11 protein-coding genes are annotated in these 15,823 nt (G+C 64.9%); 7 read left to right on the top strand and 4 right to left on the bottom strand.

The window, feature by feature from the left end; translation table 11 throughout:
• Nucleotides 1-144: 144 nt before the first annotated feature.
• The 3 genes from rsmA to J2X19_RS16965 are packed head-to-tail and all read right to left on the bottom strand — an operon-like array spanning nucleotide 145 to nucleotide 4,703.
• Nucleotides 145-942 (bottom strand): 16S rRNA (adenine(1518)-N(6)/adenine(1519)-N(6))-dimethyltransferase RsmA, encoded by a 798-nt coding sequence (gene rsmA, locus J2X19_RS16955; RefSeq protein WP_310375003.1) that lies wholly within the window; start codon nucleotides 940-942, stop codon nucleotides 145-147.
• Nucleotides 939-2,327, bottom strand: coding sequence for a peptidylprolyl isomerase (locus J2X19_RS16960; protein WP_405048676.1), 1,389 nt, complete (start codon nucleotides 2,325-2,327; stop codon nucleotides 939-941). The genes rsmA and J2X19_RS16960 overlap by 4 nt, the downstream gene beginning before the upstream one ends.
• Before the next feature lie 18 nt (nucleotides 2,328-2,345).
• The gene (locus J2X19_RS16965) at nucleotides 2,346-4,703 is read right to left on the bottom strand and encodes an LPS-assembly protein LptD (RefSeq protein WP_310375352.1); all 2,358 of its coding nucleotides are present in this window, start codon (nucleotides 4,701-4,703) and stop codon (nucleotides 2,346-2,348) included.
• Nucleotides 4,704-4,790: 87 nt separating this feature from the next.
• On the opposite strand from J2X19_RS16965, the gene J2X19_RS16970 reads away from it, so the two are divergent.
• The 7 genes from J2X19_RS16970 to J2X19_RS17000 all read left to right on the top strand — a co-directional run bounded on the left by J2X19_RS16970 (nucleotide 4,791) and on the right by J2X19_RS17000 (nucleotide 14,567).
• Complete coding sequence (locus J2X19_RS16970) at nucleotides 4,791-5,879, top strand: aminoglycoside phosphotransferase family protein (RefSeq protein WP_310375004.1); 1,089 nt, start codon at nucleotides 4,791-4,793, stop codon at nucleotides 5,877-5,879.
• 90 nt (nucleotides 5,880-5,969) lie between these two features.
• Nucleotides 5,970-7,106, top strand: a complete 1,137-nt coding sequence (locus J2X19_RS16975; protein WP_310375005.1) for a substrate-binding domain-containing protein — start codon at nucleotides 5,970-5,972, stop codon at nucleotides 7,104-7,106.
• Between the two features lie 28 nt (nucleotides 7,107-7,134).
• Nucleotides 7,135-8,832, top strand: coding sequence for an ATP-binding protein (locus tag J2X19_RS16980; RefSeq protein ID WP_310375006.1), 1,698 nt, complete (start codon nucleotides 7,135-7,137; stop codon nucleotides 8,830-8,832).
• A gap of 215 nt (nucleotides 8,833-9,047) precedes the next feature.
• Complete coding sequence (locus J2X19_RS16985; RefSeq protein WP_310375007.1) at nucleotides 9,048-9,755, top strand: 16S rRNA (uracil(1498)-N(3))-methyltransferase; 708 nt, start codon at nucleotides 9,048-9,050, stop codon at nucleotides 9,753-9,755.
• A gap of 2 nt (nucleotides 9,756-9,757) precedes the next feature.
• A complete protein-coding gene (locus J2X19_RS16990; RefSeq protein ID WP_116607725.1) occupies nucleotides 9,758-11,077 on the top strand; it encodes an efflux RND transporter periplasmic adaptor subunit in 1,320 nt (439 codons plus the stop codon).
• A 3-nt stretch (nucleotides 11,078-11,080) separates the two neighbouring features.
• The gene (locus J2X19_RS16995; RefSeq protein ID WP_310375008.1) at nucleotides 11,081-11,737 is read left to right on the top strand and encodes a hypothetical protein; all 657 of its coding nucleotides are present in this window, start codon (nucleotides 11,081-11,083) and stop codon (nucleotides 11,735-11,737) included.
• A 4-nt stretch (nucleotides 11,738-11,741) separates the two neighbouring features.
• Nucleotides 11,742-14,567, top strand: coding sequence for an ATP-binding protein (locus tag J2X19_RS17000; RefSeq protein ID WP_310375009.1), 2,826 nt, complete (start codon nucleotides 11,742-11,744; stop codon nucleotides 14,565-14,567).
• Nucleotides 14,568-14,631: 64 nt separating this feature from the next.
• On the opposite strand, the gene J2X19_RS17005 is transcribed toward J2X19_RS17000, so the two are convergent.
• Entirely contained in the window at nucleotides 14,632-15,798 is a 1,167-nt protein-coding gene (locus tag J2X19_RS17005; RefSeq protein ID WP_310375010.1) for a mandelate racemase/muconate lactonizing enzyme family protein, read from the bottom strand.
• Nucleotides 15,799-15,823 lie beyond the last annotated feature (25 nt).

The following is a 15,823-nucleotide window of genomic DNA, read 5'->3' on the forward strand; positions in this document are numbered from 1 at the left end:
AAAGATGCCAACCGACAAACTGGTAGATGTATCCCCATTGGCGCTGCGCATGAGCAGCCCCTTTAACGCGGGATACTGGTTGGCCGCCGCTTAAATCTGAGCTGCGCACCTCCCAACAAAAAGCCCGTCCTTGGACGGGCTTTTTTACATTTGGGCGGCAGTCACTACCAAGGCCAGGGCGATGTACTCGTCCACCGGCACTTCCTCGGCCCGGCGCTGCACGTCGAAGGTGCCGGCAAAGCCCTTGTCGGTCAACCACTTGCCCAGGGTGTGGCGCATGATCTTGCGGCGCTGGCTGAACGCCACCTGGACGATCTCACTCAGCAGCTTCACATCCACGGCCGCCGGATCGGTGCGCGGCAGCATGCGCACCACGGCGCTGTCTACGCGCGGCGGCGGGTCAAAGGACTCGGGCGGCACGAACAGCACGTTTTCCATCGCATAACGCCATTGCAGCATTACGCTCAAGCGGCCATAGGCGGCGGTGGATGGCCGCGCCACCATGCGGTCTATGACCTCTTTTTGCAGCATGAAATGCTGGTCTTCCACCACCGCCACCGCGTCCAGCAGATGGAACAGGATGGGCGTGGAGATGTTGTATGGCAGGTTGCCCACCACGCGCAGCTTCTTGAACGTCGATGCTATGGAATCCGTAGCTGCTTGTGCAGCCTGCAGCTGCGTAAAGTCGACTTTTAATACATCAGACTCGACCACCGTGAGCTGGGGATGCTGGCGCAGGCGCTGCGCCAGATCCCGGTCCAGCTCGACCACGGTGAGGTGGCCCAGGCGCTCCACCAGCGGCTGGGTCAGGGCGGCCAGGCCCGGGCCGATCTCCAGCATGCGGTCGCCGGGCTGCGGATTGATGGCATCGACGATGGCATCGATGATGCCGCGGTCGGACAGGAAATGCTGGCCAAAACGCTTGCGCGGGATGTGTTTCACTGGGGCGCTTCGCGGAATTCGACGTAGGCCCGCGAACGCAGGTCCTGGATCCAGCGCGCATAGGCTTCGTCGAGCTTTTTCTCGCGCACGATGCCGCGCGCAATCTCGCGCCGCTCGCGCTCGGTCAGCGTGGCTTCGCGGCGTTCCAGGAGCTGCACCAGGTGCACGCCAAAGCGCGACACCAGCGGGTCGGCGATCTGGCCCGGTTCCAGATTGTTCAAGACCTCTTCGAACTCGGGCACGAACTGGCCGGGGCTGGACCAACCCAGGTCACCGCCCTGGCTGGCGCTGCCGTCCACCGAATTCTCTTTCGCCAACTGGGCAAAATCCGCCTGCTTGTTCTGGATCCGGCGCTTGAAATCCGCCAGCCGCTCAACAGCCGCAGCCTCGGTCAGGCGCGGGCCGGTGCGCAGCAAGATATGCCGTGCGTGCTGCTGCTGCACCGTGGTGGCCACGCCGCCCTGGCGCTTGTCCAGCACCTTGAGCACGTGGAAGCCGGCGCCAGAGCGCAGCACGGCGCTGATACCACCGACCTCAAGGCCCCGGGTGCCATCGACAAACAATTCGGGATAGCGGTCAGCCGAGCGCAGCCCCAAGGTACCGCCATTGCTGCGATCTGGTGCGTCGGACTGCTCGCGCGCCAGGGCCGCAAAATCGGCACCGGCCACGGCCTTGGCGCGCACGCTCTCGGCCTTGGCCTGCAGTGTGGCGACTTGCGCGGGGGTGGCGTTCTCGGGTACGGCGACCAGCACCATGCCCAGGTTCAGCTCTAGCGCCGACATATCGGTGTTCGCCTGCTGGTCACGCAGGTACTGGTCGACATCGGAATCGCTGATGCGCTGGCGGGCATCGATTTCGCGGTCGCGCAAACGGGTGATCAGCAGCTGGTTGCGCAGCTCTTCGCGGAACTGGGCGGGCACCATGCCGTCCTGGGCCATGCGCTTGCGCAACTCAGGCACGTCCATCTGGTTCTGCCGTGCCACATTCAATTCGGCGCCGTCTACCGTGGCATCGTCCACCTTGATGCCGGATTCGCGGGCCAGCTGGAGCTGGGCTTTTTCGATGATCAGGCGTTCCAGCACCTGGCGCGCCACCGCGCCGGTGTCGGTGGACGGGTTGCCCTGCTGCGCCATTTGCTGCATTGCCCGCAGCACCCGGGTACGCACCTCGTTGTTGGTGATGGGCTCGGAATTGACCACGGCAACGATGAAGTCCGCCTGGCGCTGAGGATCTGCCGCACGCGGAGCCCCCATGCCCGCCAGGCCGGTGCCGGAAGGAGACGTGGGGCGCAGGCCCTGGGCGGAGACGGTCAAGGCCGTCAGCGCCGCCAAGCCCAGCAGCGTCATGCGAGAAATTCGGTGGCTCATGGTACGGGTAGGGGACATATTGGAAGAACGTAAAGGCTAGTCGTACTGGCTGAAGCGGCTGGGGGTGGAAATCTGTTCACGCAAGTACTGGTAGCGGGGGATGTTTTCTTTCAGGACCGACAAGGGGTTGGTGCCCACACCCAGGCGGGTGAAGCCGACAAACTCCAGCTGGAACGCGATTTTCTGGCTTGCGGTGGAGGTACTGGTTTGGGTCCGGCTCAGGACCACCCGGCCCAGCCAGCAACCCGCATCGTATTCAAAGCCCAGCACCGCATCCACCATCTTGCGGTCCTGCATGCTGTAGTTCATGCGGCCCACGCTGTACCAGCGGCCGGCACTAGGCTCTGCGTCGCCCCATGGCGCGCTCAGCGGCCATTGCCAGCCGATGTCGATCTGTTCGCTGGTGCCACGCTGGTAGCGGTAGTTGGCACTGATCACGCGGTAATTGCCCGGGTTCCAGCGTCCGCCGACGGTCGAACGCTCGGAACGGCCGGTCTTGGGGTTGTACTGCACCGTGGAGTCGAAACTCCAGCGCGGGTCCCAGTTCAGCTGTGCGCCGACCAGCACATCGCTGAGCCGATCCGACACCGGCGTGCCGCCAGGCAGGGTGACGTTCTGGTCCGCAAAGCGCAGGCGCTGGGCAATGCCGAAGCGGGCCAGTTCGGCACCGGTATCGGGCTCCAGGAAGCGGGTGGTCAGGCCCAGGGTCAGCAGATTGCTGTCGGAAATCCGGTCATTGCCGGAAAACGCGTTCTCGGTAAACACCGTGGCAAAGTTGAAGTCGTTCGCGCCCGTGTCGTAAATCGGCAGATTGCTCTGGTTGCGGTACGGGGTTCTGACATAGAAGGCCCGCGGCTCCAAGGTCTGGCGCAGCGCCTTGCCCCAGAAACTGGCGTCGCGCTCGAAAATCAGACCGCTATCCAAGCTGAAGGTCGGCACCGTGCGATCGGCGGTGGTGGCGCCATTGACCAACGCTTCGTCAAATGTGTACCGGGTCGCATGCAGCTGCACTTTGGGCGTGAGGAACCAGCCAGGCGCCACCCAGGGACGGCTGATCTGGCCGAGCACAAAGGCCCGCTTGGCGTTCGGCTGCAGCGTCAGGCTGCGGTCGGCGGAAAACTCGGTGTAGTCGCCGTCCACCGAGGCATCCAGGCCGCCCGGCAGGTCATAGCGGGCGTAACGCGCCGTCAGCTGGGGCAGACGGTCGTAGGGCGGCACGATGGGCGAGCTGATGCTCTGTATGGTTTGCCACTTGAGAGTGCGCACGCTGGTCGAAAAATTACCCCGGGCCCAAGACAGCGTAGCGTCGTTGGACAGCAGACGCTGGGTCAGCGTGGACGAGGTTTGCGTAAAGTCGGTCCAGTAATTGTCGTCACTGACCCGGTTCAGGTTCAGGTTCAGGCCCAGCTTACCGACACCCGACAAGCCGGAATCAATCGTTCCGGTATGCGTAAAAGCGTAGCCCCAGCGCGAGCTGTCGCGCAGCTTGTCGTCGGGCATGTAATTGGCGCGCAGCGTGCCACGGTAGTCGGGTTCCAGATAGCGGAATTCGCCCCCGAAATCGACGCCGCGCTTGCTCATCACGGTCGGAAACAAGGTCGCATCCCGATTCGGCGCGATGTTCCAATAATAAGGCACCGTCAGCTCGGCGCCGTTGGTGCTGTCCAGGCCGATGGTCGGCGGCAAAAATCCCGATTTGCGCTTCTCCGACAGTGGAAAGTCCATGGCCGGGAAGGCCATGATGGGCACGTCCTTGAAGCGCAGCACCGCGCCATCGGCCACGCCCACCTCTTCTTCGGTATCGATGCTGATCGAGGTGGCTTTCAGGATCCAGTCGGGCAGCCAGTCCGGGCCAGGCTGGCGGCGGCAGGTACTGTAGGTAGCGTTGTGCAGCACCACGCGCTTGTCGTCGATGAAATCGGCGCGGCTGGCTTCGCCATAGGCCCCGTTTTTCAGGATCTGGTAGCGCGGCTGGTCGAAGAAGCCCTCGAACGCATCCACCTTGAGCTGCAGCGTCGGGCCTTCGTAGATATTGCCGGCGCTGTTAATGTGCACATTGCCACGGGCCTTGAGCAAGTCGTCGGGCTGGTAGTACTCCACCCGGTCGGCCTTGACCACCATATCGCCCTTGCGCATCACCGCATTGCCCTCGATCACCGTGTCCAGATCGGGCCGGCCCAGGGTATGGTCGCCCGAAAAGAAGGTCGGCATCTGGTCGCGCATGGCCTGCGGGATCTGCTCCTGCAGCAAGGGGCTGGACTTGAGCACCAGCGGTGGGTCCATTTCTGGGGCGCCCTGGGCGTGCAAGGCGAACGGCAGCAGCGCGATGGCGACAAAGGCCACCGGCGTCAGGGTGAAGCGGCTACGGCGAAAGCTGCGCTGGAATTCAGGCATCAAAGAGGTGACTCAGTCAGGCGAAGGGGTTGTACAAAGCGGCGGGTCCGTGATCCAGCCAACCCGGATTTGTAGAATGGATTATCCATGAGCCCTCACTCCCCCTCGCCGTCCGCGGCAACTTCTTCGCCATCCACCCCCATCGTCTGGGCTGACGCCCAGCGCGCAACGGCCTTCCACGCCTGGTTGAACGGGCTCGCCGCCCCCCACCAGCTGCAGCTGGACAGCCTGCACCTGGCGGCGGCCGATGCCGGTTTCCGGCGTTACTTCCGCTTGCAAACCGCCACCGGCAGCTGCATCGCCATGGACGCCCCGCCCGACAAGGAGAACTGCCAGGCCTTCGCCCAGGTCGCCACGCTGATGGCCCAGGCTGGCCTGCGCGCTCCCGAAGTGCTGGCCTGGGATGAGCCGAACGGCTTCATGCTGCTCACCGACCTGGGCACGCAAACCATGCTCGACGTACTGCAGCCCGAGACACCGCTGGCCAACACCGGCCTGTACCACCAGGCGGTGGACACGCTGATCACCTGGCAACGCGCGTCCCAGCCCGGCGTGCTGCCGGCCTACGATGCTGCCGTGCTGCAGCGCGAACTGGCCTTGTTCCCCGACTGGTACGTGGCCCAGCACCGCGGCATCACCCTGGACGACAGCCAGCGCGCCACGCTGGCATCGGTATTCGCCCAGATCGTCGCCAACAACCTGGAAGCCCCCAGCGTCTACGTGCACCGCGACTTCATGCCTAGAAACCTGATGGTCGGCGCCGACAAACTCGGTGTGTTGGATTTCCAGGACGCGCTCTACGGCCCCATCACCTACGACATCGCCAGCCTGCTGCGCGACGCCTTCCACAGCTGGGAAGAAGACTTTGTGCTGGACATCACCATCCGCTACTGGGAGCGCGCGCGCAAGGCCGGCCTGCCGGTGGGCGACGACTTTGGCGCCTTCTACCGCAGCGTCGAATGGATGGGCCTGCAGCGGCATCTGAAGGTCGCCGGCATCTTCGCCCGCCTGACCCTGCGCGACGGCAAGCCCAAGTACCTGGCCGACACGCCGCGCTTCATCGCCTACATCCGCGCCACCGCCGGCCGCTACCGCGAGCTGAAGCCGTTGCTGCACCTGGTCGACAAGATCGAAGGCACACAGGCAACTACGGGTTTTGCTTACGGAAGGATGTAGGTCGCCACTCGGCTCGGCGCCACTTTATGCATGGTGACTTTGGCGATTCGCATGTATAAAGAGGCAGCAATTTCTCACGGAGCGTCCCCCATGGCATACGGTACCCGGATGTATTCGGTCTTAGGTTTCTGCCTGGTGCTGGCACTTCCGGGATACGCACAGCCAGCCCCTCCACCCAGCAAGCCAGCCGTAGCTGTGGAGCTGAGCCTGGACGCCATGCGACAGGTGGTCGCCGATGCGAGCAAGCACGGCGCTCCCTGGAACGGCCCCGAATCTGGTCCTGCGGCATACGCGGGCGCCACGGTGGCAATAGTCAGTGAAGATCTGCGCAATGGCGGAATTCTCGGTGTCGGCAAGGGCATCCAGGAAGCCGCCAAAACGATCGGCTGGAACACCAAGATTTACGACGCGGGAGGAACGCCTGCAGGGCGCGCCAAGGCTCTTGCCACAGCGCTGGCTTTGAAACCGGACGGCGTCATCCTGGTCGGCATCGATGTCAAAGAAATTCAAGCCCAGCTGGCCCCATTTGAAGAACGTAAAGTGCCCATGGTGGGCTGGCACGTCGGCCCCAACGCCGGCCCGATTGTCGGCAGTCCGATCGCCATGAACGTGTCCACCAACCCACTGGATGTGGCGCGTATCACGGCCATGGCGGCGGTGGTCGCGTCCGAGGGGCGGGCGGGTGTAGTGGTCTTCACCGACAGCAACTTCGAAATTGCCATGGCCAAGTCCAACGCCATGGCGGATGTCATACGTGCCTGCAAGGGCTGTCGCTTGCTGGAAATCAAGGACGTGGCGATTTCCAAAAGTGCCGAATTGATGCCTGCCGCGACGCAAGACCTGCTCAAACGCTATGGCACGCAGTGGACGCATGCGCTGGCCATCAATGACATCTACTTTGACTATGCCGCGCCAGAACTGACCCATGCCGGCAAATCCAGCAAAAGCGTCAACATGCTTTCCGCCGGCGATGGCAGCGCCGCCGCCTTCCTGCGCATCCGGGCGGGCACGTTCCAGACCGGCACGGTTTCCGAGCCGCTGAATCTCCACGGCTGGCAACTGGTGGACGAATTGAATCGCCTGCTGGCCCGCCAGCCGGTCAGCGGCTACATCGTTCCCGTGCATCTGGTTACCGTCGACAACATCGCTTTCGATGGCGGCGCCCAACGCCAATACGATCCCGACAACGGCTACCGCAACATCTACCGACGCATCTGGAAACGTTAAGAACACACGCAGGAATTCATTGCTGAATATGCACTTGCGGCTACCCCGGTCTCTGCGCAACCAGTTCATACTGGCCCTTTCGGCACTGGCGCTGCTGGTCTTGGCTGGCGGCGTAACTGCCGTGTATGCCTTGCGTGTCAACACGGATGCCACCCAGCTGCTGGCCGAAAAGCGCCTGGTGCAGATGCAGGACGCGCAAGACCTCGTCCGCCGCACCTTGCTCATCGAGCGTGAGGCCTACCAATTGGCCACGGCTGCATCCGTCGACGCCATGCGCGAGAGCTATACCGACATCCTCAAGCAACTGGAAGTGTTCGACCGCACCATAGACCGTCTCGCTGCTGCCGACGAAGATCTTGGTGTGCTCGACCTGCACCAGTCCAGCCAGTTGTTTCGCAATACCGTGAACATCGTCGGGCAACTGCGAGAAAGCGACTTGCAAGCCGCCGCGCCTGCCCAAGGTGGTGCCGAGGCAAACCAGCAGTTCCACACAGAACTGCGCGAACAGGCCGGGCTGATGGTAGAGACGACCCAGGCGCAGTCCGACCGCGTCACCCAGGACTACCGGGACGCCATGCTCGCACTGGCGGAAACCTCGCAGAAAAACCAGCGTTGGGTCACGGTTTTACTGTCGGCCAGCTTGCTGCTGGCATGGCTGGTGGCGCAAAGCTTTCTCGGCAAACATGTGCTGGCGCGCCTGCAATTGGTCAGCAAGAGCCTGCGCAAAACCGAGGTGGGCGAGGGGCATTTTGTGGTTCCGGTACAGGGAAGCGACGAGATTGGAGCCATGGCCCGCGCCGTCGAGCAGTTCCAGGAAGACCGCCAACAGCTGGCCCTGGCCAACGCCGCCTTGCTGGTCGAAAAAACCCGGCAAGAAGAGCTCATCCATAAACTCGCAGAGGCCCACAGCCAGTTGCTGCAGTCGGAAAAGCTGGCCTCCATCGGCCAGCTGGCGGCCGGCGTGGCGCACGAAATCAACAATCCCGTTGCTTTTGTGAACTCGAACCTGGGCACCTTGCAGGGCTATGTGGAAGACCTGTTCAAAACCCTGGCCGCGTACGAGCAGGGCGAAAAAGAAATGAGCCCGGCAACCCAGCAGGCCATGCGTGAACTGAAGCAGCAGATCGACATCGTCTACCTGCGTGAAGACGTAAGCAGTCTATTGGCCGAATCCATGAGCGGCTTGCAGCGCGTCAAACGCATCGTGCAGGACCTGCGGGACTTTTCCCACGTGGACGAGACCGACAAGCAGTGGGCCAACCTGGAATCCGGCCTGGACAGCACCCTGAACGTCGTGGGGAGCGCGCTCAAGGACAAGGCCGAGGTGGTCAAGGAATACGGCAACATCCCGGAAATCGAGTGCATCCCCTCGCAAATCAACCAGGTGTTCATGAATCTGCTGATCAACGCCGGGCAGGCCATCGAAGAGCATGGCCACATTACCTTGCGCACCGGCCTGGACGACGAGAACGTCTGGGTAGAAATACAGGACACGGGCAACGGCATCCCACCTGAAAATCTGGACCGTATCTTCGACCCCTTCTTCACCACCAAGCCCGTTGGCACCGGCACCGGCCTGGGTCTCTCCATCTCTTACGGCATCATCAGCCGGCATGGCGGACGGATCGAAGTGAGAAGCGAGCCCGGACAAGGCGCCACCTTCAAGGTGCTGCTGCCGCGGCATGGCGTCGCCGCACGCGCGAAGGCCCATTCCGAGGTGGCATGAACGAGGGCTGCGCCAGCGCCACACCGGGAAACCGCATAATTGCCCCCTCTCAAGAATACGCAAGCCGCTGCAAAGCCAGACCTCTGGGTCTGAGGGGCACTTGCCCACACCAAGCTCTTGCGCCAGCTTCTTGCGCCTGAACCTGCCATTAAAAATGGCAGTTTCCGCATATACAACAAAGCCTTACAGCTACATAAACAATAGCAATTACCTGTATGCCCCGTTTTTACTGCCCCGCCCCTTTGGCTACCGGGGCCGTTCTCGATTTACCCGCCGGCCCCGCCCGCCACGTGCAGGTGCTGCGCATGCAGCCCGGCCAGAGCATCACGCTGTTCAATGGCCAGGGCGGCGAATTTGAAGCGGTGATCGACCGCATGGGCCGCAGCGATGTGACCGTGACCGTCGCCAGCCACGACCCGGTGGAGCGCGAAGCCGCGCGCGCCGTGCACCTGGTGCTGGGCATGCCGGCCAATGAGCGCATGGACTGGCTGGTCGAAAAAGCCGCCGAGCTCGGCGTGGCCAGCATCCAGCCGCTGGTGACCGAGCGCAGCGTGCTGCGCCTGAACGGCGAGCGTGCCGACAAGAAGCGCGCCCACTGGCATGCGGTCGGCGTCGCCGCCTGCGAGCAGTCGGGCCGGAACCGCGTCCCCGATGTCTTCCCCGTACGCAGCTTTGCCGACTGGGTGGCCTCGGCCCCGGCCGAATCCGCCTTGCTGCTGTCTTTACGCAGCGGCAGCCGGCCCTTGCTGGCCGCCGCTCCCGCCAGCGGCCCCCTCCATTTCCTCAGCGGCCCCGAAGGCGGACTCAGCCCGGCCGAAGAAGATGCCGCCATCGCCCGCGGCTTCCGCCCCGTGACCTTGGCGAACCGCGTGCTGCGGGCCGAAACCGCCCCGCTGGTCGCCCTGGCCCAACTCCAGTTCTAGCCATGGACGATTTACTCCCCACCGACAGCGACACCCGGCTGTCGGATTACTTCCGCGACGCCGACTTCGCCAGCGAATCCATCACCGCCTGGCGCATCGACGCGCAGGGCGCGCTGGTCGACGCGCTGCGCGGCCTGTTCCACGGCCCGTCCGGCCTGGTGCGGCTGCGGCTCTGGGTCTTCATGGGCCTGCTGGGCCAGAGCGAAGCCAGCCTGAACCGCGATGAACTGAATGAGTTGTTCCACGCCGTGCGCCCCGAAGCGCTGGAAACCGTGTTCAAACGCTTCCGCGACACCGGCCTGCTGCTGTGGGACGAAACCCAGCGCCGCACCAGCCTGACGCCGCTGGCCCAGCAACTGGCCGGCGTGCTCGGCGTACTCAACACCGCCCCCCCCGGCGACGGCGAAGACGGCGACCTGGCCAGCCTGCTCGGCCAGGTCGTGGGTGCCGACCAGCTCGGCACCCTGGACGCCGCCCAGGTGCAAATGCTGCAAGCCCAGCTGGGCCGCCTGCACGCCGAATTCGAGGACGCGATTGCCAGCGGTTCCGAATTCCGCCTGCGCGAGGCCCGCAAACGCTACGACCGCGCCGCCCGGCTGATCGACAAGGCCTCCACCGCCATCACCGCCATCATCGGCCACGCCCACGGCCATGTGACCATGGAGCGGGCTGCCCGGGCCCTCGGCCAGGCGCAGAGCCGCCTGCTGGCCATGGCCAGCCAGTTCAACCGCGCGCTGCAGCAGGTCGACCGCGAGCGCGTAACCCTGGGCACCACCGGCATCACCAGCACCGACGTGAAACGCTGGCTGCAAACCCTGGCCAGCCCTGAACACCTGCTGAAAGACGCGCTGTCCCACCCGGTGGGACTGGTCGCGCTGGCCCCCCATGAATTGCTCGATGTGACCGAAGCCGAATTTGAACGCGACCGCCCCACGGCCAGCCTGCCCGATGCCCTGCCCGAATCCCAGGTCGCGCCGGTCGGCGAACTCAGCGCCGTGGCCTTGCCGCAGGCACTGGCCGATCTGTCCGAACTGCTGGCCGCCTGGCATACCGACACCCCCAGCCCGCGCACCGCAGTCGACGCGCTGCTGGGCGATATGCCACAGGACGCGGCCTATGCCGAAGTCGCCTACAAGGCCCAGCTGCTGCCGCTCCTGGGCGACGCCCAGGCCTGCCTGCTGCCCGGAGCCACCGGCGACCTGGCACGCCAACCCTGGCGTGTCGAATGGAGCACCGACTTCCTGACCCTGGACCATCCGACCCTGGCCGGCGTCAGCGCCGGCCAATTGCTGTCCACCGCAACCCCTGAAAAAAGCGAATAAGCCATGGACGAAGCCGCCCTGTTAGTCGCCGAGCTGCTGGCCCGCCGCAGCCTGCCGCGCACCCATCCGCGTGTGAAGCGCGCGCTGGTGAATGCCGAACTGTTTGCCCAGACCGAGCAGCGCCTGGCCGACATCGGCCTGCGCTGGATGGACAACATCTATGCCGAGCACGTCAGCCTGGCCCTGCTGCCCGCCGCGCAAACCAGCGTGATGGGCGAGGCCGGCCTGAACGCCAACAACAACCTGGAGCTGCCGCGCGACGGCGTGGCCCTGCTGGTGGTGCTGTGGTCGCTGATCATCCTGCCTAAGCGCGAACGCCAGACCAGCCGCGCCCCGGTGGCCGAGCCGCAGAACGAGATGTTCGCCAGCAGCAAGCCGCTGCCACCGGTGCGCGATGTGAGCCCGGTGCTGTCGTACAAAGCCTTGCTAGAAGACTACGGCCCGCAGCTCGGCAAAAAGACCCGGCTCGACGGCAACCTCAAGCTGCTGGAGCGCCACGGCTTCATCCTGCGCCGCCAGGACGACATCGCCGAGGGCCCGCTGCTCGACGTGCTGCTGGACTACGACATCCTGGCCCCGCGCATCCTGGATGGCGCCTTGGCCGATGTCCTGGCCCGCGAACAAGCCGCCCGCCAAGCCGAAAAACCTTCCGAAGACTGAAGCCATGTTCCACCTGCAAAGCCTGGAGTTGGTCCATTGGGACTACTGCCAACGCGTCAGCCTGCCGCTGGACGCCTCCATCATCACCATCGCCGGCCCCAACGGCTCGGGCAAGACCACGCTGCTGGACGCGATGCGCACCCTGCTGGGCCTGAAATGCTCGTCGCCGCGCGACTACAAGACCTATGCGCGGCATGCCGGCGCGAATATCGCCTGGCTGCGCGCCGTGGTCGACAACACGGCGCAAACCCGCCAGACCAGCAGCCGCCCGTTCGCCAAGCGCCTGCTGTACAGCGACCAGGTGACCCTGGCCTGCCGCATCGAACGCAACGGCGGCGACTGGCAGCGCCGCTACATGGTGGTCGAGGGCGACGCCAGCATCGAACAGCTGAGCGCCACGCCCGACAAAGACCTGGGCCTGATGGGCATCGAGGCCTGGGGCCGTGTCCTGTCCGCCGCCGGCCTGTCGCCAGCCATCGCCAAGGTGCTGTCGCTGGAGCAGGGCCAGACCGACCGCCTCTGTGAATTCAGCCCGCGCGAGCTGCTGCGCCTGGTGTTCGACGTGTTCGGCGACCAGGAGGTACTGAACCACTACGACACCGCCCGCGAACACCAGCAGCAGCTGGGTCGCGAAATGGCCCAGGCCGAACACGAGCTCGACCACAGCAAGGCCCAGCTGGCCGAGCTGCAAAGCCGCGTCAGCAACTACCAGAACTGGCAGCACAAGGTGCAGGAGCAAGAGCGCCTGGCCACCGAGGTGGTGCCGGTGCTCGAATGGCACGGCCAGCGGCAAAAGCTCACCGAGCGCAGCCGCGAGCAGCGCCGCCAGCGCCAGCAGCACCGCCAGGCCCTGGCCGAACGCGCGCGGCAGAACGCCCAGCTGCTGGAGCTGCTCGAAGTGCGCAGCCAGGCCGACGCCCACGCCAGCCAGCTGCTGCAGGAGCGCGATGCCGCCGCCGTACAGCGCGACAGCACGCGCGACTTCGAACGCCCGCTGGAAGACCTGGCCAAGCGCGAAACCGAACTGCTGGCCCTGGTCGACAAGGAAAGCGACGCCGAAGCCCTGACCGCCCATCTGCAAACCCTGCACACCCAGGAAGAAGGGCTGCAGGCCCGGCACAGCGCCACACTACAAAAAAGAGAGCTAGCAGCGCAGGCACTATCTGCGCTAGAGGGCAAAAACACTCCGCCGCATCCGGAAGACGCGCGGCGCCTGCGCCAGCGCCTGCAGGCGCAGAAAATCGGCCACCGCTTCCTGGCCGAGGTGGTCGAGGTGCGCGACGAGCATTGGCGTGCCGCCATCGAAGGCGTGCTGCGCCCGCTGCGCTGGATGGTGCTGCTGGAAAAAGCCGACGACGTGGCCCAGGCCGACAGCATCGCCTCGGCCGACCGCTACCGCCACTACATCACCGCCCCCGGCGACAGCGTGCCCCCGGCCGACGCCGCATCGCTGCTGGCCCAGGTGCGCTTCGACGCCAAGCTGCCGCGCTGGCTGATACAGCAGCTGCAGAACCTGCGCTGCGTGGCCGACCCGAGCGAAGGCCGCAAGACCAGCGGCAGCTGGATCACGCCCCAGGCCTATAGCTTCGACGGGCGCGGCGCACGCTCGGTCTGGGTCGAGCCGCGCGACCACCAGTTCGGCGCCGCCGCGCTGATCGCCCGGCGCGACGCTGTGGAGCGCGACCTGCGCAAGCTGGATGCCGAACTCGGCCCGCTGACGCAGGAGCTGCTGGCCCTGAAGCGGCAGATCAAGGACTGCCAGAAATCGCTGGAAGGCCATAGCGCGGCCCAAGAGCTGGCGCGCCGCAACGACGAGTTCAGCGCCGCCCGCCAGGCCCTGCCCGGCGCCAAGCAGGCCCGCGTCGCTGCCGCCCAGCATTGGCAGACGCTGGACAAGGCCTATGGCGACGCCAAGACCCGGCACCAGCAGACCGACACCCAGTACCGCCAGCTGGAGCAAAGCCTGCGCCAGAAGAACCAGGACGCCGACCGCCTGGTGGCCGAGCTGCTGCAGACGCGCAAACAGCAGACGGCGAACATCGACACCTCGAACCACCGGCGCCGCCAGATTCCCGAAAAATGGCGCACGGCCGAGGTGCTGCAAGCCCTGGTCAAGACCTACCAGAACGACACCCAGGCCCGGCTGCGCCTGCAGTCGGTGCACGAAGAACTGCAACTCGACACCTGGGAAAAAGACGCGACCGTGGAGGAACGCTACCGCCGCATGGAAGTGCTGGTGCGCGAGCAGGGCTACAGCCTGGGCGACCACCAGGCGAAGAATGCCCAGGCCGGCATCGCCGTACACAACGCCCGCGAAAGCTATATCGAAGTGCTGCGCAGCACGGTGCGGCGCTACCGCAAGAACATCCAGGAACTCGGCGAGCTGGCCGGCGTGGCGGTGAATGCCGACCTGCCGGTGCTGGAGAACGAAGACGCGGTGCTGGCCCAGGCCGGGCTGAAGGTGCACTTCAACTTCGACGGCAAGGGCAGCATCGGCCTGAACGACGGCGAGGCCTCCGGCGGCCAGCAGGTCATCAAGTCGCTGATCCTGCTGGTGGCGCTGCTGAAGGACGACGAAACCGCCTCCGGCGGCTTTGTCTTCATCGACGAGCCCTTCGCCCACCTGGACGTGCGCAACATCCAGCTGGTCGGCCACTTCCTGCGCTCGACCCAGGCCCAGTACGTGCTGACCACGCCGATCACCCACAACCTGGAGGTCTTCGAGCCCGCCGAGATCACCCTGATCACCAGCAAGAAGCCGAAGAACGCGCGCTGGGCGCCGCCAATCGCGGTGGCCAAGCGCCGCCCTCCGTTGGACAAAGCCGCCTGATTTAGATAAAAAAGGCCTGTAGCGCAGATAGTACCTGCGCTACCAGCTACCAAAACAATAGCAATCAGGAGGCGAGTTGCTGCATCTCCTGGTACAGGTCGGCCTTGCCTTCGAAGCCTATGCCGGGCAGCTCGGGCAGGGTCACATAGCCGTTGTCCACCTTGACGCCATCCGGGAAGCCGCCGTAGGGCTGAAACAGGTCGGGGTAGGACTCGTTGCCGCCCAAGCCCAGGCCGGCGGCGATCATCAGTGACATCTGGTGGCCGCCGTGCGGGATGCAGCGGGCTGGCGACCAGCCGTTTTCTTTGAGCATATCCAGGGTGCGCAGGTATTCGACCAGGCCGTAGCTGAGCGCGCAGTCGAACTGCAGCCAGTCGCGGTCGGGCCGCATGCCACCGTAGCGGATCAGATTGCGCGCGTCCTGCATGGAGAACAGGTTTTCGCCGGTGGCCATGGGGCCTGGGTAGTGCTGGGCCAGCTCGGCCTGCAAGGCGTAGTCCAGCGGGTCGCCGGCTTCCTCGTACCAGAACAGGTCGTACTGCGACAAGGCCTTGGCGTAGCTGACGGCGGTTTTCAGGTCAAAGCGGCCGTTCGCGTCCACCGCCAGCTTCTGGCCCGGGCCCAGCAGCTTGAGCACGGCTTCGATGCGCTGGCAGTCTTCGGCCAGCGAGGCGCCGCCGATCTTCTTCTTCACCACCGAATAGCCGCGGTCCAGGTAGCTGCGCATCTCGCGCTCCAGGCCGGCGATGCCCTGGCCCGGCCAGTAGTAGCCGCCGGCGGCGTAGACGAAGACCTTGCGGTTCGCCGTGCCGTTGCCATAGCGCTCGGCCAGCAACTGGTACAGCGGCTTGTCAGCGATCTTGGCGACCGCGTCCCAGACCGCCATGTCGATGGTGCCGACCGCCACCGAGCGTTCGCCGTGGCCGCCGGGCTTCTCGTTGGACATCATCGTGGCCCAGATCTTGTGCGGGTCCAGGTTGCTGCCGTCGTCATCCAGCAGGCTGGCCGGCTCGGCCTCCAACAGGCGCGGGATGAAGCGCTCGCGCATCAGCGCGCCCTGGCCGTAGCGGCCGTTGGAGTTGAAGCCATAGCCTATGACCGGCTTGCCGTTGCGCACCACGTCGGTGACTACCGCGACCAAGCTCAGCGTCATCTTCGAGAAGTCGATGTAGGCGTTGCGGATATTCGATTTGATGGGGCGCGTGGATTCGCGGATGTCGATGATTTTCATGGTCAGAAAGTACGTGGGTGGGTGG

Origin of the sequence: Rhodoferax ferrireducens (genome assembly GCF_031458075.1) — a bacterium.
Lineage (GTDB): Bacteria > Pseudomonadota > Gammaproteobacteria > Burkholderiales > Burkholderiaceae_C > Rhodoferax_B > Rhodoferax_B ferrireducens_A.